Origin of the sequence: Variovorax sp. Root473, assembly GCF_001426505.1 — a bacterium.
Classification (GTDB): Bacteria; Pseudomonadota; Gammaproteobacteria; order Burkholderiales; family Burkholderiaceae_C; genus Variovorax.
The window spans coordinates 332,833-356,323 of record NZ_LMEV01000017.1; the positions used below are offsets into that span (position 1 = coordinate 332,833).

Here is a 23,491-nt window from a genome sequence, read left to right on the forward strand (position 1 = left end):
GTTTATGTCTTTGACTCATGTCATGTCGATTCCTAAGCTCAGGCCCATGTCATCCCTTGCCGCCTCCTTGCCCGGTTTTTCCTTCGTTCGCCGCTGCGGCCCGGGCGTGCTGTTCTCTGCGGTGCTGGCGGCGGCGGCCGCGCTGCTGGCCGAATGGCCGCCGATGGTGCACCTGGGCCTGAGCGCGCTGACCCTGGCCATCGCGCTGGGCATGGTGGCGGGCAACACGGTGTTCCCCGCGGTGTCGGCCCGTGCCGGCGCGGGGGTGGACTTTGCGCGCAGCGTGCTGCTGCGCGCGGGCATCGTGCTCTACGGTTTTCGGATCTCGCTGAGCGACATCGGCGCTGTGGGCTGGCCCGGCGTGCTGATCGCGGCGGCGATGGTGGCGCTGACCTTCGGCTTGGCGGTGCGCATTGGCACGCGCTGGCTGGGGCTCGACCGCGAGACGGCCGCGCTGATCGGCGCGGGCAGCGCGATCTGCGGTGCCGCCGCCGTGATGGCCACGCAGCCCGTGGTGCGCGGCGAAGAGCACAAGGTGTCGATCGCCGTTGCCACGGTGGTCGTGTTCGGCACGCTGTCGATGGTGCTGTATCCGCTGCTCTATCCGTACCTCGGCCTCACGGAACATGCCTTCGGCCTCTTCGCGGGCTCGACGATCCACGAGGTGGCGCAGGTGGTCGCGGTCGGCGAGGCGGTGAGTCCGGGGGCGGCGAACGCGGCCGTGGTCGAGAAGATGCTGCGCGTGATGATGCTGGCGCCGTTCCTCATGGGCCTGTCGTTCCGCGTGGCGGCATCGACGCCGGGCGCGGCGAGCCTGCGCGCTTGCTGGCGCCAGGTGCGCGTGCCATGGTTCGCGGTGCTGTTCATCGCCGTGAGCGCCGTGCATTCGCTCGACGTGCTGCCGCGCGCCCTGGTGGCCGCGCTGGTGCAGCTCGACACGCTGCTGCTCGCTACCGCCATGGCCGCGATGGGCCTGCGCACCAGCGCTGCGAGCCTGCGCAAGGCCGGTGCGCAGCCGCTCAAGCTGGGGGCGCTGCTGTTCGTGTTCCTGACGGCCGGCGGCTATGCGGTGAATGCGGCCGTGCTGGCGATGTTCTGATCGACTTTTGTGGGGGGCTCAGGCGGTGCCTGAGGCGCCCTGCGTGAATTCCAGTTTCTCCTGCGCGCGGCTTCGCGGGACCATCGGTGCCACGCAATTCGTGGAGAACAACCGATGTCATCCGAACTCAACCAGATCGCCAGCTGGTCGCTGCGCTGGCGCATTTTTCTGTTTGGCGCGCTGTGCCTCGTGGCCGCCGTCGCCGCGGCCAAGCCTTTCGATGCGAACACCGATCTGCAGACCGAGCAGCGCTACCAGCTCGCCCTCGAAGCGCAGGCTGCACGCGACTACCGCGCGATGCTCGTGCAACTGCGACAGGCCGCGACCGAAGGCCATCCCGAGGCGCAGGAGATGCTGGGCATGGTGCTGCTGACGGGGCCGACGCTGTACGGCTCCGCCGTGACGGCCGACCGTTGCGAGGCGCGCAACTGGATGCGCCGCGCGGCCGTGCAGGGCAGCGAGACGGCGAAGGTGCAGCTCGTGTTTCTCAACCGGCTGCGCAGCGCGCCGGCAGGCCGCATCGACTGCGAGTGAGCCTAGGTTGACCAGATGCGCGGCGTGGCTGGCGGCAGTTGCCACAGCTCGCTGCGCCACGCCTGCCAGACCTGCCGCAGCAGCTGCATCGCGGGCTCGACCACTGGCGCGAGCACGCGCAGCACCACCACTTCCGCGTGCGGGCTGGTCGCGCCCGCGCTCTCGTGCAGTTCGTGCGCTTCGAGCTGCGTGCGCGCCTGGGCGAGCAGGGCTTCGCGCCGTGCCTTGGCCATTGGCGAACCGGCCACGACGAACACCGAGGCCAGGCAGCGGTGGCCGCCCAGGCCCAGCGGGCTTTGCAGCAGGCGGTGATCGCTGGCGTCGATGCGCCCGCGCTCCAGCCACACGCCAGGGGCTTCGATGTGCTGCAGGTAGGTGCCGCGTTCGAAGGGCTGGCGGGCGTTGGGCAGGCCGAGTGCGCACACGTCCCAGCCGATCATCTCCGCGCCCGGGGCGGCTTCGAGGGTGAGCCGGTTTTCGGCCTGGCAGCCGCTGTAGCAGATGGCTTCGAGCGGCAGCCATTCGAGCCGCGCGCCCGGTGCGAGGCGGATGCGCGTGCGCTGCAGCGCGGTCTCGCCTTCGGAACGGTAGAAGCGCGAGGCGCCGGGCGTGGTGATCAGGCCGTGGCTGCCGTCGGCTGCCTCGATGTCGATGTCGAGCGTGTCGCCGCCCACGAGGCCGCCGGGCGGGTGCACCAGCACGTTGTGGCACACCGCATCGCCCTCGGGGTAGAGACTCTGCAGGATGCGCAGTGGACCGTCGTGGCGGAAACGGGCGACGCTGCGGTCGGCTTCTTTTTGGTAGGCGAGGTGGAGACGGGCGTGCCAGGGCATGCGGGGAGTCTAGTGCGCCGGCTCAGGTCTTCCAGGCGCCATCGTGCGCGGCGGCCGCTTCATCGATGAGCGCAGGCCCGATGCATTCGATGGCATGCGGCGACGCGCGGAACACGTCGCGGCACGACAGTTCCGCGTCACGCTGGTCCTGTCGTTCGCCACGGAACACGCGCAGGCGCTGCGCGTCGAGGCCGAACACCACGCGGCCGATGTTCGACCAGAAGATCGCGCCCGCGCACATCACGCAGGGCTCGCCCGATGCATAGAGCGTGGCGCCGGCCAATTCCTCGCGCGTGAGGCCGCGACCGGCCAGTGCGCGCAGCGCGTTCACCTCGGCGTGCGCGGTGCAGTCGCCGGTTTCGCTGTTGCTGTTCGCCGCCTCGGCCAGCACCTCGCCGGCGGCCGAGACGATGACCGAGCCGAAGGGCCGGTTGCCGCGCCGACGCGCAGCGTGTGACCACACGATGGCCTTGCGCAGGTAGCGGCCGTCGCGCTCGTCGAGCGTGGTTTCTTCGGGGAGGGCGGAGGTGGAGTTTTCAGGAAGGTTCATGCCTTGGGTGCGGGAAGAAAGCGCTCGCTGCGCGCTGGGAGCATCGAGCTGTTGAAGAGGGCATCGGCCGAGGGCCGCATCTTGAGGCCGAAGGTGTCGGCCACCTCGTCGACCTGCTGTTCGAGCGTGAGCTTGCGGATGTCGCCCAGCCCGTGGCCGCGCGTGTCCGCCGCGCCCACGTACTGCGCCGTGAGGCCCCAGCGTTCGAGTTCGACCTTCTCGTCCAGGATCGGTTCGCGCTGGCGCATGGCCGCGATGCTCGGCGCAGGATTGGCAAAGGTCTCGACGATGGCGCGGTGGGTCGCGCGCAAGAAAGCCGCCACCACCTTCGGGTTCTGCGCAATGAGGTTGCTGCTCGCCAGGATCGCGTTGCCGTACAGGTTGACGCCCGCGTCCGAATACTTGAGCACCGAGAGTTCGTCGGCCTTCATGCGCGCGAAGAGCGAAACGGCCGAGTCGTGGAAGTAGGTGGCGGCATCGACGTCGCCGCGCACCATCACGTTGTCGCGCGCGCTGAAGTCGGTGGTCTGCCACTGGAAGGCGTCGCCGCGCATGCCCTGCTTGCGCGCCACCATCGGCCAGGCGCGGCGCGTGGACTCGACGGCGGCGGCGGCCACCTTCTTGCCCGTGAGACTCCTGAAGTCGCCGGTCACGCCGCGGTCCTTGCGGCCGATGATCACGAACGGTGCACGGTTGTAGTACTGGTACACGGCCTGCACCACGGGCGTGCCCGGGTTCTGTGCATTGAACTCGACCAGCGAGCTGATGTCGCCCAGGCCCAGCTGGTAGACGCCGCTGGCGATGCGCGTGATCGAGGCGACCGAGCCGGCGCCGGTGTCGATCGTCACGTCCAGCCCCTCGTCGCGGTAGTAGCCCTTGGCCTGCGCCAGGAAGAAGGGCGCGGTCTGGCCGTTGATGCGGAAGTCGAGCGTGAACTTGAGCGGGGTGAGCTTGCCGCCCTGCGCGAACACGGCAGGGGCGGCGAGGGTGGCGGCGGTGGCAGCTGCGGCAAGAAAGGATCGGCGTTGCATGGTGGGGCCTCGGAGTCGGTGGTCTTGACGGATGCCTCCCACCGCGGGCGGGAGGCGCCTCAAGAGCAATTTCCGGGCGGGCGCACGGGGATGGTGCGTGCGCTGCTGAACGCTTCTACTCTTGTCGGCTGTCTTGCATGAGGCATGCCAGGGTGCGGCGCTCGGGCATCGCGGCAAGGTGCTTGGAAGCGTGGCCGGGGGGCGCCACAATCCGGGCGCGCTAATTGCAAGTCGATCGGCGCAGAGTAGAAGCGTTCAGCCTCGCGCATGTCTTTTTCATAAGGCAGGCCGACGAAGCAGGAAATTGCTCTTTCACGTTCGTCCCCCCACGCAACAACGAAGGAGTTCGCCCATGCTCGTCACCCAACAACCCGTCTTCCGCAAGTTCTGGCATGCCGTCATGCCGCTCACCGAACTGGCCCAGGGCCCCAAGCCTTTCCGGCTGCTGGGCGAAGACATCGTTCTGTTTCTCGATGCCGACGGCCAGCCTGCCGCGCTGCGCGACCGCTGCTGCCACCGCACCGCCAAACTCTCGAAGGGCTGGTGCGTGGATGGCGAAGGCAAGGCCTGCGGGCAGGGCGCGATCCAGTGCGGTTACCACGGCTGGACCTACGACCGCAGTGGCCAGGTGGTGCGCATCCCGCAGTACGAGCCCGACCGCAAGATCTCGCCCGAGTACAAGACCACCGCCTACCGCTGCACCGCGCGCTACGGCTATGCCTGGGTGGCGCTGGAGGAGCCCATCGCCGACATCCCGGTCATTCCCGAGTTCGAAGATCCGGGCTACCGCACGATCTTCCAGTTCTACGAGCAGTGGCAGACCAGCCCGATGCGTGCGCTCGAAAACTCCTTCGACAACTCGCACTTCAGCTTCGTGCACCGCGCCACCTTCGGCGTGGCCGCGAGCCCGAAGCCGAGCAAGTACGAGTTGGTGGAAAACGAATCGGGCTTCCATGCCGAGACGGTGATCGAAGCGACCAACCCGGTGAAGTTCCACGCCATCAGCGGCGTGATCGATGCGATCACCACGCGCCACATGCGCAACGCCTACTTCCTGCCGTTCGCGCGCCGGCTCGACATCGAGTACCCAAGCGGCATCCGCCACATCATCATCAACTGCTTCACACCCATCGACGACGGGCGCATGCAGCTGTGCCAGTGGCTGTTCCGCAACGACACCGAGGCCGACTGCGCGGCGCAGATGCTGATCGACTTCGACGAGGAGATCACGCGCGAGGACAAGGACATCCTCGAATCGACCGACCCGGATGCGCTGGTCGATACACGGCGGCGCGGCGTGGAGTATTCGATGGAGTCCGACCGGCCGGGGATGCTGATCCGCAAGCACCTGATGCAGCTGCTGGCGAAGCACGGCGAGGCGGAGGTGCATCGGGGAATGAGCGCCACGGTCATCCCCATCGCCAAGGCCGCCTGAGCGGCGGCCCTTTTCGCCTCGCGCCTCAGGCGTGGGCGGCTGTGGGCGCCGGGCGCGAGGCGCCGCGCGACGAATCCTGCGTGTAGCGGTCCATCGCCAAACCGTCCGTGCGAATCTCCGGCCGCTGGCCCGTCACGAGGTCGGAAACCAGCTTGCCCGAGCCGCAGGCCATGGTCCAGCCCAGCGTGCCGTGGCCGGTGTTCAGGAACAGGTTGGGGTAGCGCGTGGCGCCGACGATGGGCGTGCTGTCGGGCGTCATCGGGCGCAGGCCGGTCCAGAAGCTGGCGTTTGGCACGTCGCCGCCCGGGAACAGGTCGGTCACGACCTTCTCGAGAGTGGCGCGCCGCGCCGGGTTCAGGCGCAGGTCGAAGCCGCCGAGCTCGGCCATGCCGCCCACGCGGATGCGGTTGTCGAAGCGCGTGACGGCGACCTTGTACGTTTCGTCGAGCACGGTCGATTGCGGCGCGAGCGATTCGTCGAGCAGCGGCACGGTGAGCGAGTAGCCCTTGACCGGGTACACGGGGATGTCCAGGCCCAGCGAGGCGATGGCGGCGCGCGAGTAGCTGCCGAAGGCCATCACGTAGCGGTCGGCCGTGAGGATCTTGCCGGCACGGGTGCGCACGCCGGTGATGCGGCCGCCGTCGGTTTCGAGGCCGTCGATGGTCTGGCCGAAGCGGAAGTCCACGCCCAGGCCGCGTGCGATGTCCGCGAGGCCGCGTGTGAAGAGGTGGCAGTCGCCGGTTTCGTCATTGGGCAGGCGCAGGCCGCCCGTGAGGCGGTCGCGCGCGCCGGCCAGGCCGGGCTCGACGCGCGCCAGGGCGTCGCGGTCGAGCAGTTCATAGGGCACGCCACATTCCTCGAGCACGGCGATGTCGCGCTGCACCGCGTCCAGCTGGGCCTGCGTGCGGAACAGTTGCAGCGTGCCGCCGGTGCGGTGCTCGTACTGCAGGCCGGTGTCGGCGCGCAGCTGCTGCAGGCAGCCGCGGCTGTATTCGGCCACGCGCATCATGCGTTCCTTGTTGACCGCATAGCGCTCGGGCGAGCAGTTGCGCAGCATGGCCGCCATCCAGCGCAGCTGGAACAGCGTGCCGTCGGGGCGGATCGACAGCGGCGCGTGCTTCTGGAACATCCACTTGAGCGCCTTCAGCGGAATGCCGGGCGCGGCCCACGGCGTGGAGTAGCCGGGCGACACCTGGCCGGCGTTGCCGAAGCTCGTTTCCTCGGCCGCACCGGCCTGCCGGTCGAGCAAGGTCACCTCGGCGCCGGAGCGCGCGAGGTAGTACGCCGTGGTGGTGCCGATCACGCCGCCGCCGAGAACGATGACTTTCATGGTGTATTCGCGTATCTGAGTGGAATGATGTGAATCTAAGGTCCACAATGAAGTGGATTTCATTGTTTTTGGGAATTTCGCGGTGAAAATCACTGCCGAAAGCGACTCAGAACCCTGCGCGAAGTGAAATGCCCGAACTCGACCGAATCGACCGCAAGATCCTCGACCTGCTGCAGCGCCAGGGCCGCATCGCCATGACCGAACTGGCCGAGCGCATCGGCCTGTCGGCCTCGCCCTGCGCCGAGCGCGTGAAGCGCATGGAGCGCGACGGCGTCATCACCGGCTACCACGCGCACGTGTCGCCCGAGGCGCTGGGCAAGACGCTGCTGGTGTTCGTGGAGATCAAGCTGTCGGCCAAGTCGGGCGACGTGTTCGACAAGGTCAAGCAGGAGCTGCTTCACATGCCCGAGGTGCTCGAATGCCACCTGGTGTCGGGCAGCTTCGACTACCTCGTGAAGGCGCGCCTGAGCGGCATGAGCGAGTACCGGCACCTGCTGGGCGACATCCTCAAGAAGCTGCCGGTGGCGGCCGAGTCGCATAGCTACGTGGTGATGGAAGAGATCAAGGAAACGCTGATGCTGGCGGTGGACCGGTGAGGGCCGCCCAGGCGCCGTGGCTACCATCGGTTCGCGCCCCGAATCCTCTTTTCATCTCGCCCCAAAGGAAACCGGCATGAGTATTTCGATCCGCCGCGACGGCACCACCGGCACGCGCCACATCCTCAAGATCCGCAACCACGAGATCCCGGTCGATGCCTCGCCCGCGGGCGGCGGCAGCGACGGCGGTGCCGAGCCGCACGACCTGTACGACGCGTCCCTCGCGGCCTGCAAGGCGCTCACTGTGCTGCTCTATGCGCGTCGCAAGGGCATTCCGGTGGAAGACATCGAGGTCGTCGTCGACCGCGACGACAGCGAGGAGCGCAAGGGCGTCTACCGCCTGAAGTCGGGCCTGCGCCTGACCGGCGATCTGACGGACGCGCAGCGCGACGAACTGCTGCGCGTGGCGGGCAAGTGCCCGATCCACAAGCTCATGACCGAGGTGAAGACAGAAATCGAAACCGGCTGGGCAGACTGAGCCCGCAGCCTTCTTACTTCGCCGCTTCGGCCAGCTTGCGCGCCGCCTCCACGCGCTTGGCGTAGCGGTCGCCCCAATCGGCCAGCGGCGCGAGTGCCGCGTTGAGCGTGGCGCCGAGTTTCGTCTCGGAATAGACCACGCGCGGCGGCACTTCATGGAACACCTCGCGGTGCACGAGGCCGTCGGTTTCCATCTCGCGCAGCTGCTGGATCAGCATCTTCTCGCTGACCTCGGCCAGCAGCCGCTTCAGCTCGCCGAAGCGGTAGGGCTGCAGATGCAGCTCCCACAGGATGACGGCTTTCCACTTGCCGCCGATGACCTCGAACGCGGGGCCGATGCCGCAGTTGTAGGGCTTCCTCGCTGCCATCCGTTGCTCCTTGCAGTTCCAATACTTCCAATTTGGTAAGTACCTTGCTTTATCGTAGGTACTTGACCACACGGAAGTGTAATTCCTACGATGCAGGCGTCATCAACCACTGCATCGGATTGCCATGAGCAACAAGAAGGAAGTTTCGGTTCTGGGCCTGGGCGCCATGGGCGCCGTCATCGCGCGGCTCTTTCTCGACCAGGGCTGCAAGGTCACGCTGTGGAACCGCTCGGCCGACAAGGCCGACGCGCTGGTCGCCCGGGGCGCCGTGCTGGCGCGCAGCGCGGCCGAGGCACTGCGCGCGAGCCGCATGGCCGTGATGTGCGTGTACGACTACCGCGCCGCCGACGCGATCTTCGCGATGGACGGCGTGGCCGCCGCCATGGACGGCCGCCTGCTCGCGCAGCTCACCACTGGCAGCCCGAAGGATGCGCGCGAGGCCGAAGCCTGGGCCCACCGCCATGGCGCCGCGTACCTCGAAGGCGCGATCCAGGCCGCGCCGGACCAGATGGGCCGGCCCGACACGCCGCTGCTGGTGTCGGGCGCGCAGGCCGTGTTCGCCGAGGCCGAGCCCTTCCTGAAGGTGCTGGCCGGCGGCATCGTCTACCTGGGTGAAAAGGCCAGCGCGGCCGCGGCCATGGACCTCGCCACGCTCTCCAGCATTTACGGCACGCTGCTCGGTTTCATGCACGGCGCCCGCATCGCCGAGCACGAAGGCTTCGACGTGGCCGAATACGGCCGCATCGTGGCAGGCATCATGCCGACCTTCGCGGGCTTTCTTCAGCACGAGGGCGCGGTCATCCAGTCGGGCGACTTCGCGATCACGCAGAGCCCGATGCGCATTTCGGTCGAGGCCACGCAGCGCATCCTGCAGACCGCGCAAGAGGCGGGCATCAACACCGAGTTCCCGGCCTTCGCCGCAGGCCTGTTTCGGCGCGCCGATGCGGCGGGGCTCGGTGGCGAGGAACTCGCGGCGTTGATCAAGCTGCTGCGGCAATAGGCGCGCGCCCCGGGGCGCGCAGCGACGCGGTGGCCACCCATGCGCTGCCCGCGATGCTGTCGCTCGTGCTGGGCGAGGTCCCGGGCGGGGCTTGCGGGCCAGGGTGCGCTGCCGCTGGCGCAGGCCGACCTGCCGCAGCCCTTGCTCGTGGGCGCCTGAGCCCAGGGGAAAAGGCCCCGACCGGGCCTGTTCCGGGGCAACGATTTACACTAGCCGGTTCCCCCGGCGCTCGTCTACAGGACACTTTCACCAATGAAGTGGGTCATTCTTGCCATCTTCGTGCTCAGCGCACTCTACGTTCACTTCCGCGGCCAGGTCCGGCACAAGTTCTTCAGACAGCTCTCTGATCACTCGACCTTCCTGGCGCCGCTGAACGTCTTCATGTACCTTTTCTCGAAGGTGCCCGGCACGCCGTACCTGTCGCCGGCAGAGTTTCCCGAGATGCGCATCCTTGAGGAAAACTGGGAAGTCATTCGCGAAGAAGCGCTCGCCATGCGCAACGGCGGCAGCATCAAGGCCTCGAGCCAGTTCAATGACGTGGGCTTCAACTCCTTCTTCAAGAGCGGCTGGAAGCGCTTCTACCTGAAGTGGTACGACGATGCGCATCCCTCGGCGGCCGTGCTGTGCCCGCGCACCACCGAACTGCTGAAAGGCATCGGCACCATCAAGGCCGCGATGTTCGCCGAGCTGCCCCCGGGCAGCCGCCTCGTGCGCCACCGCGACCCCTTTGCAGGTTCGCTGCGCTACCACCTGGGCCTGTGGACGCCGGGCGTCGAGGGCTGCTACATCGACGTGGACGGCCAGCGCTACCACTGGCGCGACGGCGAGGCCGTGGTGTTCGACGAAACCTACATCCACTACGCCGAGAACACCACCGACCACGACCGCGTGATCCTGTTCTGCGACATCGAGCGCCCGCTGAAGTTCCGCTGGGCCAGCGCCGTGAACCGCTGGTTCGCGAAGAACCTGCTGGCCGCCGCCGCCTCGCCCAACGATGCGGGCGACAAGACGGGGGGCCTGAACCGCGCCTTCAAGTACATCTACCAGATCCGCGTGATCGGCAAGCGCCTGAAGGCCTGGGACAAGCGCGCGTACTACCTGGTCAAGTGGACGATCTTCGGCGGCCTCGCCCTCTGGATCTTCTGGTAACCGACGGCGCTCACGCCTCGGCCAGCACCAAGCGGGCACGCGGCGCGCGGCGCCAGCACATCACCCCCGCCAGCAGCACACCGCCAAGCACGTCGAGCAGCACGTGCTGGCGCGTGGCCAGCGTCGAGTAGACGATCCCCACGGCCCACAACCCATTCGCCCATTGCGTCCACGCGGGCGCCTGCACGCTGCGCAGCTGGCGGCCGAGCCACACGGCCGCGAACACGGCGAAGGCCACATGCAGCGACGGAAAGGCATTGCCGCCCGCATCGGCGCTCTTGAGGAACTGCAGCGCCGGGTAGTGCGACCAGTCGATCGCGAAGCGCGGCACCACCGTCGGAAAACACCAGAACACCGCCAGCCCGATGGCTGCCATGAGCGCGGCCCCGCGTGCGCAGGCCCAAAGCTCGGCCTTGTCCCGGGTGAAGGCCGGTGCGAGCGAGATGTAGAACCACAGTGAGCCATACAGCAGCATCGCCTCGTCATTCACGCCCACCCAGTGGTCGATGGCCGTGAGCGGCATCACCGTCGGCACCGACGGCGGGTGGTGCATCACCCAGAAGTACAGGACGAAGAAACCCGAGATGCCGAGCGTGGTGCCGATCATCTTCACGACCCACAGCGTGGCGAACCGCTGCCCCAGCGCCAGGTGCCAGGGCGTCACGGGGAGGGCGACGGAGTTCGGGCGGAGGGGCGTCACCGATGCGCTTTCAGGAGAGGGAAGCGCCACAGCCTAGGCGCCTGCATTGCGTGGACATTGCGCGAGCCTGTGCGAGGGCTCTCTAGAATCATCCGCCTGTCCGGTTCCTGTCCATCCCCCCAATGAGAATCCTGCTTGTCGAAGACGAAGCCGACCTGGCACAGGCGCTCGCGTCGGCGCTGCGCCAGAACCAGGCGGTGGTCGATGTGGCGAGCTCGCTGCGCGCAGCCGAGGAGGCTGCGCTCGGCGCGCCCTACGACGTGGTCGTGCTCGACCGCGGGTTGCCCGACGGCGACGGCCTCTCGCTTGTTGCGTTCCTGGCGCAGAACCACATCGCGTGCGCGGTGCTCGTGCTCACCGCCATGACCGACGTGGCCGAGCGTGTGCTGAGCCTGGATGGCGGTGCCGATGACTACCTGGCCAAGCCCTTCTCGATGGACGAACTGCTGGCGCGCGTGCGTGCACTGGCACGCCGCCCCGCGGTGCGCGCCAACTTCATCATGACGCTCGGGCAACTGCGCTTCGACCACCACACGCGGCAGGCGCATGTCGGCGAGGCCTGCCTCATGCTGCCGCGGCGCGAACTGCTGGTGCTCGAGGCACTGCTCGAACACCGCGGCCGCACCGTGCTGCGCGAGGCGTTGCAAGACCGCGTGTACGGCCACAAGGACGACATCCAGTCGAACGCGCTCGACACGCACGTCTCGCGCCTGCGCTCCAAGCTCGACAAGGCCGGCGCGCGGGTCGAGATCCACGCGATCCGCGGCGTGGGCTACCTCATGTGCACGCCTTCCTCCGCATGAGCGCAGCGCCGGGGCGTCCCAAGCAAGCTCGCGCCGCAGGGCGAAGCACGAAGGCATTCCAATGACCTTCAGCCTGCTGTCGCTGCGCTGGCGGCTGATCTGGAGCCTCATCCTCTTGCAGGTGGTGGTCGGCCTGCTCGTGATGGGCGGCTTCCTCGGGCTGGCCTGGGTGCTGGGCCGCGTGGTCGACGAGAACGGCCAGGAGACGGTGGCATCGATCCAGCGCGCGCTGATGCGCAACGCCGACGGCCAGCTCGTGGCCGAGCCGACGAGCGCGTTGCGACGGCTGCAGGAGGCCGATCCGCAGTTCTGGTTCATCGTGCGCGACAGCCACGGCGCGCAGCTGCGCCACGGCGAGGTGCCGCCCGCCTACCTGCGGCTGCTCGATGCGCTCGACGGCACCGACCGCATGGCCGTCGATCCCGAGCCCAATGGCACGCGGCCCAAGGCCCGCTTCGAACGCGTCGAATCGCGCGCGGGCCCGGTGGCCGTCATGGCGCAGACCGGCGGCCCGCTCACGCTGGAGAACACGCTCAAGGGCACCGGCATCGCCTTCCTGTTCCTCGTGGCGCCGATGGCGCTCGTGACCTGCCTGGGCGTGATCCTGGCAACCCCCTTCGTGGTGAAGCGCGGCCTGAAGGGCGTGGTGGCCACGGCGGAGCATGCCGAAGGCATCGACGTGCACGAGCGCACCACGCGCCTGCCGCTGGCCAACGTGGCCAGTGAGATCCGTCCGCTGGTCAATGCGGTCAACCGCGCCTTCGACCGGCTCAACGAAGGCTACGACCGGCAGGAGCGCTTTCTGGCCGACGCCGCGCACGAGCTGCGCACGCCCATCACCACGCTGCAGATCCATCTCGAAGGCCTGCCCAACGACCTGCTGAAGATGAAGCTCATGCAGGCCTCGGCGCGGCTGGCCACGCTGGCCGAGCAGCTGCTCGACCTGCAGCGGCTGGACCACGGCCTGTCGCTGGACCAGCAGGTGGAGTTGAAGTCGCTGTGCGAGCGCGTGGCGGCCGACATCGCGCCGCTCGCCATCCGCAGCCGCTGCACGCTGTCGGTCGATGCGCCGCAGCCGCTCACGGTGCGCGGCGATGCGCCCTCGCTGGAACGCGCGCTCACCAACCTGATCCAGAACGCCATCGAGCACGGCGGTCCGGGCTGCGACATCCAGGTGCGGCTGTGCGAGCCTTCGTGCATCGAGGTGCGCGACTCGGGCCCCGGCATCCCCGAGGCCGACCGCGAGCGCGTGGTCGCGCCGTTCCACCGGCTCGTGCCGCGCGGGCGCGGCGCCGGGCTGGGCCTGCACCTCGTGGCCGAGGTGGCGCGGCTGCATCGCGGCCAGCTGAGCATCGGCTCGAGCGAATCGGGCGGCGCGAAGATGCGGCTCGAACTGATGAACCTCGAGGCCTGAAGACAAGCCGCTTGTCATGAACGCCATCGACCGGCTGCCCGAACCCACGAACCTTGCCGGCGCGCAGGCGCTGATCGAGCGCGTGCAGGCGATGCTCGATGCCGAAGGCGTGGCGATGCGCGCGCCCCCGCCGGAGCCCACCACCTGCTGCGGGCGCGGCTGCAACGGGTGCGTGTGGGAAGGGTGGCTGGCGGCGGTGGCCTATTGGCGGGATGAGGCGTCGTTGCTGCTGGGCTGAAGAGGCGTCGCGTCGGTCGCGGAAACCGACGAGCGTTCCAGGCAAGGCGCGAACGCGCCGTGGGGCCCCACTAGCGCGATTCCCAGAACCCCCGGTGCGTGGCGATCATCTCGTCGGCCATTTTGGGCACCGGGCCGATCACCTCCACGGGTTTCTGTCCGCGCGCGAAGACCTCGCGGCAGGGCAGGCTCAGCGTCGGGTTCTCGGGGTGGTCGCCGGTGAGCGCGAGCAAGGCGGATTCTTCCGCGCCGTACACCACGCGCCCGATGTTCGCCCAGTAGCTCGTGCCCGCGCACATGGCGCAGGGCTCGAAGGTGGTCACCAGCGTGCACTGCCACAGGTACGCGGACGGCCAGTTCTGCGCCGCATGGCGCGCGAGCGTGGCCTCCGCGTGATGCACCGTGTCGATGTTGCCCTGCTCGGCGAGGATGGTCTCGCCGTCGGGGGCGACGAGCACGGCGCCGAAGGGGTGGCGGCCCATGGCCATGGCGCGTCGCGCCACGGCGTCGGCGCGGCGCAGCGCGCGGGTGATCTGTTCGGGGGTCATGCCCTCATTATTTATTGGTTCTGCGACCCGCGATGCGCCCAGCCGGTGGTGTGCTTCTCGATCAGGCTGAAGAGTTCGTACATGACCATCGCCATCGCGCCCACCACCATCAGGCCCGCGAAGGCCAGGCCCATCTGCATGGCCGAGCCGGCCGAGATCAGCAGGTAGCCGATGCCCTCGTTGGCCGCCGTCATCTCCGACACCGTGGTGCCGACGAACGCCAGCGTGATCGCCACCTTCAGCGAGCCGAAGAAGTAAGGCATGGAGCGCGGCAGGCCGATCTTGACGAGCACGTCCCAGCGCTTGGCGCCCAGCACGCGCAGCACGTCTTCCAGCTCGGGCTCGAGCGTGGCCAGGCCGGTCGCGATGTTCACCATGATCGGGAAGAAACTGATCAGGAACGCCGTGAGGATCGCCGGTCCGATGCCGATGCCGAACCACACGACGAGGATGGGCACGAAGGCCGCCTTGGGCAGCGCGTTGAAGGCGGTCATGAGCGGGTAGATCGCCGCATAGGCCAGGCGCGAGCTGCCGATCACGAAGCCCATGAGCACGCCCACCACGATCGCCAGGCCGAAGCCCGCCATCGTGACCCAGTAGGTGCGCCACGCGTGGCCCGCGATGATGGCCTTGAACTCCCAGAACTGCTCCCAGATGCGCAGCGGACTCGGAAAGATGAAGTCCGACACGCCGAAGCCCGCGCAGATCACCTGCCACAGCACGATCACCGCCACGAGCAGCAGCCAGGGCGACCAGCGTTCGAGTTGCTTGCTGTTGTTCATTGCCGCCTCCTCAGTGCGTTGCCGCCGCCGCAGCAGCGGTGGAGGTGGATGCGTTGCCGCGGATGGCGCCGATGTGGCTGCGCAGTTCGAGCACGATGTCGGTGAACTCCTTGGTGTAGGTCAGCGCCAGCTCGCGCGGGCGCGGCAGGTCGATCTCGCGCTTCACCACGAAGCGGCCCGGGCTCTTGCTCATCACGTACACCGTGTCGGCCAGGAACACCGACTCGCGCAGGTCGTGCGTGACCAGGATCACGTTGAACTGCTGTTCGGTCCACAGGTCGCGCAGGATGCACCACAGCTCTTCGCGCGTGAACGCGTCGAGCGCGCCGAAGGGCTCGTCCAGCAGCAGCATCTTGGGCTCGTGGATGAGCGCGCGGCAGATGCTCGCGCGCTGCTGCATGCCGCCCGAAAGCTGCCACGGAAACTTGTCTTCGTAGCCGCCCAGGCCCACCTTCTGCAGCAGGCGGCGGGCGCGTTCGACGTACTCCTTGCGTTTGGCCTTGAAGTTCGAGCGGTAGGGCTCGACGATTTCCAGCGGCAGCAACACGTTGTCGACCGTGGTGCGCCACGGCAGCAGCGAGGGCGCCTGGAAGGCCATGCCCGAGATCTTCAGCGGCCCGGTCACGGGCTGGCCGTCGATGCGGATCTTGCCCATCGAGGGCATCTTCAGACCCGTGGTGAGTTTCATGAAGGTCGACTTGCCGCAGCCCGAGGGGCCGACGATGGCGATGAACTCGCCGCGCGTCACCTTCAGGTCGATGGCCTCGACCGCGAAGTGGTTGGCGCGCAGCAGCTCTTCGTTGTAGGCGAGCCAGACGTCCTGGAAATCGACGAAGGGGGCGGCCGCGTCGGGTGTCGTTGCGCCGGCCGCCATCACTTGCGCAGGATTCCGCTGAGCTCGGCCGCGGGCGGGAGCAGGGCCGCGGTCCACACGGCGTCGGGGCTCACGCGCGTCTTGGTGTTGAAGGCGTCGGACACCTGCGAAGCCATGAGCGACATGCGGCCCGCGTTGACGGCGCCGAAGCCTTCGCTGCGCGCGTCGGCACTGTTGATGACGGTGTCGATGGCCAGTTGCAGACGGCGCGTCTCGAGCTTGCTGTCGATGATGCCGTCGCGCGCCTTCACCGACTCGATGCCCATGGCCGGGTTGGCGATGACTTCCTTGGCGCCCTTGGCAAAGGCCGAGAGGAACTTCTTCACCGCCGCCGGGTTGTCCTTGAGCAGCTTGGGCGAGGCGATGATGACGTTGCCGTACAGCTTCACGCCGTAGTCGGGGTAGGGCAGGATCACCACGTCGGCCGCCTTGGCGCCGCGCGCTTCCAGGTTGAGCAGCGAGGTGAAGGTGAAGCCCGTGATGGCGTCGATGTCGCCGCGCACCAGCATGGTTTCGCGCAGTGTCGGGTCCATGGCGGTCCAGTTCACGGCGCCCACGTTGTTGGCCTTCGCGAAGATCGGGAACGCGCGGCGGCCCGCGTCGAACACGGGTGCGCCGAGCTTCTTGCCGGCGAGGTCGGCCGGCTTGGTGATGCCGCTCTTCTTGAGCGCCATGACCGAGGCCGGCGTGTTGTTGTAGACCATCATCACGGCCACCGGCTTGTTCGGGCTGTCGGGGTTGTTGGCGTGGAACTCCATCAGCGCCGCCAGGTCGGCAAAGCCCATGTCGTAGGCGCCCGAGGCCACGCGCGTCACGGTGCCGCCCGAGCCGTTGCCGGCGTCGATGGTCACGTCCAGGCCGGCGGCCTTGAAGTAGCCCTTGGCCGCGGGGTGCAGGAACAGCGCGGCCGGTCCTTCGAACCGCCAGTCGAGCTGGAACTTGATCGGCGTCGGGCTCTGGGCCATGGCCGAAGACAGGCCAAAGCTGAGGGCCGAGGCGGCGAGGAAGGACTGGAGCAGGTGGCGCTTGTTCATGAAGGTTCCGAAATGTGAATGCTTCGGCATTCAAGCAAAAACGGTGCCCGCACGCGATTGGTGCGAACCCTTCCGGTGAATCACCGAGGTGCGCGGCGCGCCCAGGGCGTGTGCGGCGTGCACCGCGCCCGGGAATTGCGGCCTCGGGCCGCCGTCAGAGCGCGGCGCCGATCTTGCGCAGCTCGGCGATCTGCGGTGCCTTGGGCAGCCAGGCCTTGTCGAATTCGGCGATGACCGGCGCGGGGTTGTAGTTGCTGGCGCTCTTGAACGCGATGCCGCTGGCCTTGAATTTGTCGATCAGGCCCAGCTCGGTGGTGACGATGTCCTTGATCTGCGCGTCGAGCTGCTGCTTCACGAGGTCGGTGATGAGCGCCTTGTCCTTCGCGTCGAGCGTCTGCCAGATGCGACCCGACACCAGCGGCGCGAAGGGCATGAACAGCGCGTTCATCGGCAGCAGCGTTTTCGAGACGCGGTCGAAGCGCTGGTTCCACGAGAACTCGATGTCGGCTTCGAGCCCGTCGACCTGGCCGTTGGACATCGCGTCGAACACGCCCGGCGTGGGAATGGGCGTGGGCGCGGCGCCCAGCAGCTGGTAGAAGTCGCGGTACACCGGCGTGGGGTTGATGCGCAGCTTCATGCCCTTCAGGTCGGTGGGCGAGGCGATGTCCTTGGTCGCGAACACCACGCGCATGCCGGTGATGCCCCAGCCCAGGCCGATGGTGCCGGTCTCGCGCGGCAGCACGTCCAGCAGCTTGAGCGCCACGGGCGTGCGCACGAGCGAGGCGACGTTGGTGGTCGAGCGCACGAGGTACGGCGCGTTGATGGCCGCCACGCTGGCCACGCGCGAACCGAGTTCGGCCGCCTGGATCCAGCCCATGTCGAGCGCGCCCGACTGCAGCTGCTGCATCATGGCCGACTCGTTGCCGAGCTGGCCCGAGTGGAACACCGTGGCGCTCAGGCGGCCGTCGGTGGCCTTCTTCAGCGCCTCGCCAAAGCTCACCGCGGCGCGGTTCCACGAGTGCCCGGCGGGCGTGATGAGGCCCAGGCGGAATTCCTTGGCGGCGGCGGCACGCGACACGGTGCCGAAGAGGGCGGTCGATGCGGCGGCGGTGCCGGCGGCGGCCTGGACGAACTGGCGGCGGGAGAGGGGCATGCGTAGCTCCGGTGGGGTGAGATGAAAGAACGGGAAAGAACGCGGATCGGCGCTTACTTGATGAGCGCGAGAGAAAGACTCGGAAACAGCGACAGCAGCACGAGCGCCGCGCAGCAGATCAGGAAGAAGGGCAGCGTCACGATGAACATCTTTCCGGGCTTGGCACCCGTCACCGCCGAGGCCACGAAGAAGCTCAGCCCGACCGGCGGCGTCATCAGCCCGAGCACGAGGTTGATGACCACCACCACGCCGAAGTGGCGCGGGTCGATGCCGTAGATTTCCGTCGCAATGGGCAGCAGGATCGGCACGGTCATGATGAGACCGGGAATGCCGTCGATCACGGTGCCGATGACCAGCAGGATCACATTCACCAGCAGCAGGAAGGCGATCGGGTCTTTCGCCACGGTCTGTATCCAGGCGGCGGTGGCCTGCGGCACCTTGCCGTAGATCAGCAGCCACGAGAACACCGCGGCGGCCGCCACCAGGAACAGCACCACCGCCGAGTAGATCGCCGACTTCAGCAGGATCTGCGGAATCATCGCGAAGCGGAATTCCTTGGTCACGTAGCGCCCCACCAGCACCGCGGCCACCGCGCCCACCGCCGCCGATTCGGTGGGGTTCGCCAGCCCGCCGAGGATGGAGCCGACGATCACGATGGGAATGAGCAACGTCGGGCAGGCCGTGAGGATCGTGTGCAGCCGCTGGCGGGCGGTGCGCTTCTCGGTGCGCGGGTAGTTGTAGATCACGCCCAGGCCGGCGATCACGATGAAGAACAGCACCGTGAGGATCACGCCGGGGATGATCCCCGCGATGAGCATGTCGCCCACCGCCACCTGCGCGAGCACGCTGTACACCACGAACATCACCGAGGGCGGAATGATCGGGCCGAGCATGCCGCCGTACACCGTGATGCCGGCCGCGAAGGTCTTGTCGTAGCCCTGCTTCTCCATCTCGGGCACCATGATCTGGCTCATGATCGCCACCTGCGCGGTGGCCGAGCCGATGATCGACGACACCAGCATGTTCGCCAGGATGTTCACGTAGGCGAGGCCCCCTTTCACCGAGCCGATGAAGGCCAGCGCGAGGTCGACCAGCCGGCGCGTGATGCCGCCGCCGTTCATGATCTCGCCGATGAGGATGAACAGCGGGATCGCGATGAGGCTGTAGCTGTCGACGCCGCCGAACATCTGCACCGGGAACGACTGGAACAGCACCGTGTCGCCCGAGTTGAGGATGTAGACGATGCCCGACAGGCACAGGCAGGCACCGATCGGCACGCCGACCAGCATGATCAGCAGGAAAAAGGCAGAGGTCAGCATTTCAGTTCACGGCGTCCGCGTTGGCGACATGGAACTCGTCGTGCGCGCGCTTGGGCTGCAGGCCGAGGTCTTCGAGGAGGTTGGCCAGCGCATGCACGCTGAGGGTGAGCGAGAAAATCGGCAGGATGAGCTGCACCAGCCATGTCGGCCAGTCGAGCGTCTGCGTGCGCTCGGTGTAGAGAAAGTTGAAGCTCTCGGCCGCGAACTCCTTCGCGTCGAAGCCGTGGCGCACGATGCCGGCCGGGTCCATCCACAGCCAGCACATCGCGAGCAGGGCCAGGCCGAGCAGCAGCACGCAGCCCGAGGCACTGGCCTTGGCGAAGCGCACGGCCCGGGCGCCGAGCTTGTCGGTGAGCAGCGTCACCGCAAAGTCCAGCCGCAGCCGCGTCATCGCCGACGCACCGATGAAGGTCAGCCAGACCACGCAGTACACCGAGGCCTCGTCCACCCAGTAGATCGGAAAGCCGCCGTAGCGCGTGACCACGTTCAGCAGCACCAGCACGATGAGCAACCCCATCAGGCTGCTGAGCAGGTGGCGCTCGCAGCGCAGGACGACGTCCGACGCGTCGAGCACGCGGCGGGACAGGCCGCCGCTGTCTTTCAAGGCGTTTTCTTGCATGGTGGTCTGGGCCTTGGGGTGCGTCGCACGAAAGACTCAGGCCACCGACTGGTATTGCGTGGGCCGCGTCGCCAGTGCCTTGGCGACGACCTTCTCGATGAAGGCACGCTCTTCGCCGATGAGCGGAAGGCGCGGGCGGCGCATGTGCTCGGTGCCCACTCCGACCAGCACATCGATGAGCTTGAGGTTCTGCACCAGCTTGGTCGACACGTCCAGGTGCAGCATCGGCGTCATCCACTGGTACAGCTTGAGCGCCTCGGCAAACTTGCCCGCCTTCATCAGGTCGTACAGCGCGACCGTCTCGCGCGGGAACGCGCAGCCGACGCCGGCCAGCAGGCCGTCGCAGCCCAGCGCCAGGCCTTCGTAAGCCAGGTCGTCCACGCCCAGGAACAGCTGGTAGCGGTCGCCCACCGTGTTGCGCAGGTCGGTGATGCGGCGGATGTTGTCGGTGCTCTCCTTGATGGCGGCGATCCACTCGCAATCGGCCAGCTCGACCATGTGCTCGGGCTTCAGGTCCACGCGGTAGGCCACCGGGTTGTTGTAGACCATGATGGGTTTCTGCGCTGCGTTGGCGATGGTGCGTACGTTGAGCATCGCTTCGCGCGCGTCGGCCACGTAGATCACCGAAGGCATGACCATGTAGCCGGCCACGCCCAGCTTGTTGGCGCCGTCCACGTAGCGCAGGGCTTCGCGGGTGCTGGTCTCCGACACGTTGGCCAGCACGGGGATGCGTCCGTCGGCGGCTTCCAGGGCGATCTTGGCGACCTGCAGCTTTTCTTCGAGCGTCAACGTGCTGGCTTCCCCGAGCGAGCCACAGGTGACGAGGCCGTGGATGCCGTTGCGGATCTGGAAGTCGATGTGGCGGGCGGTGCCCTCGGCGTCGATGCTCTCGTCGGCGTGGAACTTGGTGGTGATGGCGGGAAAGATGCCTTGCCAGCGGGGATTGCTCATGAACGTGTACCTCGAAAAGAAGGGAAAGGACGCTGCGGGCAGCGGGTGGAACCAGGGTCTGAAGGCTTGGTTTTAAATATATTAGAAAGATATGTGAAATATCTGCTCAGGGTATTAGCAGATTGCGTGCCAGACGAAATGGTGGTTGGACGCTTCGAAAAGGGGCGATCGGGCACCCGCAAGCACCGCGTTGGCGCACCTGCGCACTGACGCGCCTCGGGATGCAGCGGACGAAAAAAAGCCCCGCTGCGGTGAACGCGGCGGGGCGTGCGGCTCGTGACGGAGCCGGCGGCCTGGGTCAGCTCGGTCAGTCCTGAACGCTCACCTTCGCCACGGCCAGCGCCGTCATGTTGATGATGCGGCGCACCGTCGAGGACGGCGTGAGCACGTGGGCCGAGCTTGCGCCGCCCAGCAGGATCGGGCCCACGGTGATGCCGTTCGCGCCGGTCATCTTCAGCACGTTGTAGAGGATGTGCGCCGAGTCGAGGTTGGGGCACACCAGCAGGTTGGCTTCGCCGGTGAGCGTGGTCTCGGGCAGGGCGGTGCGGCGGATCTCGTCGGACAGCGCGGCGTCGCCGTGCATCTCGCCGTCGCACTCGATGTCGGGCGCCATCTGCGAGAACAGGTCGCGTGCAAGGCGCATCTTGCGCGCCGAGCCGCGGCTGGAGGTGCCGTAGTTCGAGTGCGAGAGGAAGGCCACCTTCGGCGGCAGGCCGAAGCGGCGCACTTCCTCTGCCGCCATCACCGCGATGCTCGCCAGCAGTTCGGCGCTCGGGTCTTCGTTCACGTTGGTGTCGGTGATGAAGACGGTGCGCTTGTCGAGCGTGAGCGCGTTCAGCGTCGCAAAGCCGGGCGCGCCGCGCTTCAGGCCGATCAGGTTGCGGATGTGTTCCAGGTGCACGTCGAAGCGCCCGACCAGGCCGCAGATCATCGCGTCGGCGTCGCCCAGGTGCAGCATCAGCGCGGCGATGGTGGTGTTGGAGCGGCGCACCATGGTCTTGGCGGCCTCGGGCGTCACGCCGCGGCGGCCCATGAGCTTGTGGAAGCTCTCCCAGTAGGTGCGAAAGCGCGGATCGTCCTCGGGGTTCACGATCTCGAAGTCGGTGCCGGGGCGGATGTGCAGGCCGGCCTTCTGGATGCGTGCCTCGATCACGGCCGGGCGGCCCACCAGGATGGGCTTGGCCAGGCCTTCGTCGACGGCCCACTGGGCGGCGCGCAGCACGCGCTCGTCCTCGCCCTCGGCGTACGCCACGCGCTTGGCGGTGGCCACCTTGGCGGCGCTGAACACCGGGCGCATGAACATGCCGGTCTGGTAGACGAAGCGCGTCAGGTGCTGGCGGTAGGCCTCCATGTCCTCGATGGGGCGCGTGGCCACACCCGAGGCGGCGGCCGCCTTGGCCACGGCCGGCGCGATGCGCAGGATCAGGCGCGAATCGAAGGGCTTCGGAATGATGTAGTCGGGGCCGAAGGCCAGCTCCTGGCCGGCGTAGGCGGTGGCCACTTCCTCGCTGATGTCGGCCTTGGTGAGGTCGGCGATCTCGCGCACGCAGGCCAGCTTCATTTCTTCCGTGATCTTGCTCGCGCCGCAGTCGAGCGCGCCACGGAAGATGTAGGGGAAGCACAGCACGTTGTTGACCTGGTTCGGGTAGTCCGAACGGCCCGTGGCGATGATGCAGTCGGGCCGCACGGCCTTGGCCAGCTCGGGGCGGATCTCGGGCTCGGGGTTGGCTAGCGCCAGGATGATCGGCTGCGTGCCCATGGTCTTGACCATCTCGGCGCTCATCACGCCGGGAGCCGAGCAGCCCAGGAACACGTCGGCGTCCTTCACCACGTCGGCCAGGGTGCGCGCGCCGGTGTCCTTCTGGGCGTAGCGGGCCTTCGATTCGTCGAAGCCGCCCGCGCGGCCCATGTAGATGAGGCCCTTGGAGTCGCAGGCGTAGATGTTGGCGGGCTTGGCGCCCAGGCCGACCATCACGTCCAGGCAGGCGATGGCGGCGGCGCCCGCGCCCGAGACGGCGATCTTCACGTCCTCGATCTTCTTGCCGACCAGTTCCAGGCCATTGAGCAGCGCCGCGGCCGAAATGATGGCCGTGCCGTGCTGGTCGTCGTGGAACACCGGGATGTTCATGCGCTCGCGCAGCTTCTTCTCGATGTAGAAGCACTCGGGCGCCTTGATGTCCTCGAGATTGATGCCGCCCAGCGTGGGCTCCAGCGCCGCGATGATGTCGACCAGCTTGTCGGGGTCGTTCTCGGCCAGTTCGATGTCGAAGACGTCGATGCCTGCGAATTTCTTGAACAGGCAGCCTTTGCCTTCCATCACGGGCTTGGAGGCCAGCGGGCCGATGTTGCCCAGGCCCAGCACGGCGGTGCCGTTGGTGATGACGCCCACGAGGTTGCCGCGGGCGGTGTATTCGGCCGCGAGCGCGGGATCTTCCGCGATGTCGAGGCAGGGGTAGGCCACGCCCGGCGAATACGCCAGCGACAGGTCGCGCTGGTTCAGCAGGGGCTTGGTGGGGGTGATCGAGATCTTGCCCTTGACGGGCGAGCGGTGGTATTCGCGCGCTGCTTCTCGAAGTGCTTCTTCAGCGGGGGACAGGGATGCAGCCATTTGAAAAGTCTCCTAGGTTCTGGCGGGCAATGAGGCTACCGCAAAAG

25 protein-coding genes are annotated in these 23,491 nt (G+C 67.6%); 10 read left to right on the forward strand and 15 right to left on the reverse strand.

All coding sequences use genetic code 11. The features are described from left to right. Positions 1-46: 46 nt before the first annotated feature. Positions 47-1,099, forward strand: coding sequence for a YeiH family protein (locus ASD34_RS14845; RefSeq protein WP_056578773.1), 1,053 nt, complete (start codon positions 47-49; stop codon positions 1,097-1,099). A 114-nt stretch (positions 1,100-1,213) separates the two neighbouring features. Continuing rightward, positions 1,214-1,633 carry a sel1 repeat family protein gene (locus ASD34_RS14850; protein WP_056578776.1) on the forward strand — a complete coding sequence of 140 codons (420 nt, stop codon included), beginning with the start codon at positions 1,214-1,216 and terminating at the stop codon, positions 1,631-1,633. A 2-nt stretch (positions 1,634-1,635) separates the two neighbouring features. Here ASD34_RS14850 and ASD34_RS14855 read toward each other — a convergent pair whose 3' ends face one another. From ASD34_RS14855 to ASD34_RS14865, 3 genes are read right to left on the reverse strand one after another with little or no spacing between them, the layout of a single operon-like run. Then, positions 1,636-2,466, reverse strand: a complete 831-nt coding sequence (locus ASD34_RS14855; RefSeq protein ID WP_056578782.1) for an urease accessory protein UreD — start codon at positions 2,464-2,466, stop codon at positions 1,636-1,638. Between the two features lie 22 nt (positions 2,467-2,488). After that, positions 2,489-3,016, reverse strand: a complete 528-nt coding sequence (locus tag ASD34_RS14860) for a nucleoside deaminase (RefSeq protein WP_056578785.1) — start codon at positions 3,014-3,016, stop codon at positions 2,489-2,491. Then, the gene (locus ASD34_RS14865; RefSeq protein WP_056578787.1) at positions 3,013-4,047 is read right to left on the reverse strand and encodes an ABC transporter substrate-binding protein; all 1,035 of its coding nucleotides are present in this window, start codon (positions 4,045-4,047) and stop codon (positions 3,013-3,015) included. The genes ASD34_RS14860 and ASD34_RS14865 overlap by 4 nt, the downstream gene beginning before the upstream one ends. A 352-nt stretch (positions 4,048-4,399) precedes the next feature. Here ASD34_RS14865 and ASD34_RS14870 point away from each other — a divergent pair, with 352 nt between their 5' ends. Then, positions 4,400-5,482 carry an aromatic ring-hydroxylating oxygenase subunit alpha gene (locus ASD34_RS14870; protein ID WP_056578789.1) on the forward strand — a complete coding sequence of 361 codons (1,083 nt, stop codon included), beginning with the start codon at positions 4,400-4,402 and terminating at the stop codon, positions 5,480-5,482. A gap of 25 nt (positions 5,483-5,507) precedes the next feature. Here the strand turns inward: ASD34_RS14870 and ASD34_RS14875 are convergent, their stop codons facing one another. Continuing rightward, positions 5,508-6,812, reverse strand: a complete 1,305-nt coding sequence (locus ASD34_RS14875) for a D-amino acid dehydrogenase (protein ID WP_056578793.1) — start codon at positions 6,810-6,812, stop codon at positions 5,508-5,510. A 128-nt stretch (positions 6,813-6,940) separates the two neighbouring features. On the opposite strand from ASD34_RS14875, the gene ASD34_RS14880 reads away from it, so the two are divergent. Both ASD34_RS14880 and ASD34_RS14885 read left to right on the forward strand, forming a co-directional pair. Then, positions 6,941-7,408 carry a winged helix-turn-helix transcriptional regulator gene (locus ASD34_RS14880; RefSeq protein ID WP_056578796.1) on the forward strand — a complete coding sequence of 156 codons (468 nt, stop codon included), beginning with the start codon at positions 6,941-6,943 and terminating at the stop codon, positions 7,406-7,408. A gap of 76 nt (positions 7,409-7,484) precedes the next feature. Beyond that, positions 7,485-7,886, forward strand: a complete 402-nt coding sequence (locus ASD34_RS14885) for an OsmC family protein (protein WP_056578800.1) — start codon at positions 7,485-7,487, stop codon at positions 7,884-7,886. A gap of 13 nt (positions 7,887-7,899) precedes the next feature. Here the strand turns inward: ASD34_RS14885 and ASD34_RS14890 are convergent, their stop codons facing one another. Next, on the reverse strand, positions 7,900-8,253 hold the full coding sequence (locus ASD34_RS14890) for a winged helix-turn-helix transcriptional regulator (RefSeq protein WP_056578804.1): 354 nt from the start codon (positions 8,251-8,253) through the stop codon (positions 7,900-7,902). A gap of 124 nt (positions 8,254-8,377) precedes the next feature. Between ASD34_RS14890 and ASD34_RS14895 the strand changes: the two genes are divergently transcribed. Both ASD34_RS14895 and lpxO read left to right on the forward strand, forming a co-directional pair. Then, positions 8,378-9,253, forward strand: coding sequence for an NAD(P)-dependent oxidoreductase (locus ASD34_RS14895; protein WP_056578807.1), 876 nt, complete (start codon positions 8,378-8,380; stop codon positions 9,251-9,253). A gap of 252 nt (positions 9,254-9,505) precedes the next feature. After that, positions 9,506-10,402, forward strand: coding sequence for a lipid A hydroxylase LpxO (gene lpxO / locus ASD34_RS14900; protein WP_056578810.1), 897 nt, complete (start codon positions 9,506-9,508; stop codon positions 10,400-10,402). A 10-nt stretch (positions 10,403-10,412) separates the two neighbouring features. Here lpxO and ASD34_RS14905 read toward each other — a convergent pair whose 3' ends face one another. Next, positions 10,413-11,066, reverse strand: coding sequence for a phosphatase PAP2 family protein (locus ASD34_RS14905; RefSeq protein WP_235510076.1), 654 nt, complete (start codon positions 11,064-11,066; stop codon positions 10,413-10,415). Positions 11,067-11,224: 158 nt separating this feature from the next. Here ASD34_RS14905 and ASD34_RS14910 point away from each other — a divergent pair, with 158 nt between their 5' ends. From ASD34_RS14910 to ASD34_RS14920, 3 genes are all read left to right on the forward strand, one after another. Continuing rightward, positions 11,225-11,905, forward strand: coding sequence for a response regulator transcription factor (locus tag ASD34_RS14910; RefSeq protein WP_056578816.1), 681 nt, complete (start codon positions 11,225-11,227; stop codon positions 11,903-11,905). 61 nt (positions 11,906-11,966) lie between these two features. Continuing rightward, on the forward strand, positions 11,967-13,319 hold the full coding sequence (locus tag ASD34_RS14915; RefSeq protein ID WP_056578819.1) for a sensor histidine kinase: 1,353 nt from the start codon (positions 11,967-11,969) through the stop codon (positions 13,317-13,319). A gap of 16 nt (positions 13,320-13,335) precedes the next feature. Further along, positions 13,336-13,557 carry an oxidoreductase-like domain-containing protein gene (locus ASD34_RS14920; protein ID WP_056578822.1) on the forward strand — a complete coding sequence of 74 codons (222 nt, stop codon included), beginning with the start codon at positions 13,336-13,338 and terminating at the stop codon, positions 13,555-13,557. A gap of 70 nt (positions 13,558-13,627) precedes the next feature. On the opposite strand, the gene ASD34_RS14925 is transcribed toward ASD34_RS14920, so the two are convergent. The 9 genes from ASD34_RS14925 to ASD34_RS14965 all read right to left on the reverse strand — a co-directional run bounded on the left by ASD34_RS14925 (position 13,628) and on the right by ASD34_RS14965 (position 23,444). Continuing rightward, positions 13,628-14,104 carry a nucleoside deaminase gene (locus ASD34_RS14925; RefSeq protein ID WP_056578825.1) on the reverse strand — a complete coding sequence of 159 codons (477 nt, stop codon included), beginning with the start codon at positions 14,102-14,104 and terminating at the stop codon, positions 13,628-13,630. Positions 14,105-14,115: 11 nt separating this feature from the next. Beyond that, the gene (locus tag ASD34_RS14930) at positions 14,116-14,886 is read right to left on the reverse strand and encodes an ABC transporter permease (protein ID WP_056578828.1); all 771 of its coding nucleotides are present in this window, start codon (positions 14,884-14,886) and stop codon (positions 14,116-14,118) included. A gap of 10 nt (positions 14,887-14,896) precedes the next feature. Then, on the reverse strand, positions 14,897-15,760 hold the full coding sequence (locus ASD34_RS14935; RefSeq protein WP_056578831.1) for an ABC transporter ATP-binding protein: 864 nt from the start codon (positions 15,758-15,760) through the stop codon (positions 14,897-14,899). Beyond that, the gene (locus ASD34_RS14940; RefSeq protein ID WP_056578835.1) at positions 15,760-16,794 is read right to left on the reverse strand and encodes an ABC transporter substrate-binding protein; all 1,035 of its coding nucleotides are present in this window, start codon (positions 16,792-16,794) and stop codon (positions 15,760-15,762) included. Before ASD34_RS14940 ends, ASD34_RS14935 begins: the two co-directional genes overlap by 1 nt. Before the next feature lie 154 nt (positions 16,795-16,948). Then, the gene (locus ASD34_RS14945) at positions 16,949-17,947 is read right to left on the reverse strand and encodes a TRAP transporter substrate-binding protein (RefSeq protein ID WP_056578838.1); all 999 of its coding nucleotides are present in this window, start codon (positions 17,945-17,947) and stop codon (positions 16,949-16,951) included. 53 nt (positions 17,948-18,000) lie between these two features. After that, complete coding sequence (locus ASD34_RS14950) at positions 18,001-19,266, reverse strand: TRAP transporter large permease (protein WP_056578841.1); 1,266 nt, start codon at positions 19,264-19,266, stop codon at positions 18,001-18,003. Between the two features lies 1 nt (position 19,267). Further along, entirely contained in the window at positions 19,268-19,885 is a 618-nt protein-coding gene (locus tag ASD34_RS14955) for a TRAP transporter small permease (RefSeq protein WP_056578845.1), read from the reverse strand. Positions 19,886-19,921: 36 nt separating this feature from the next. Continuing rightward, positions 19,922-20,836, reverse strand: a complete 915-nt coding sequence (locus ASD34_RS14960; RefSeq protein ID WP_056578848.1) for a dihydrodipicolinate synthase family protein — start codon at positions 20,834-20,836, stop codon at positions 19,922-19,924. A gap of 307 nt (positions 20,837-21,143) precedes the next feature. Further along, entirely contained in the window at positions 21,144-23,444 is a 2,301-nt protein-coding gene (locus tag ASD34_RS14965; protein ID WP_056578851.1) for an NADP-dependent malic enzyme, read from the reverse strand. Positions 23,445-23,491: the final 47 nt, after the last annotated feature.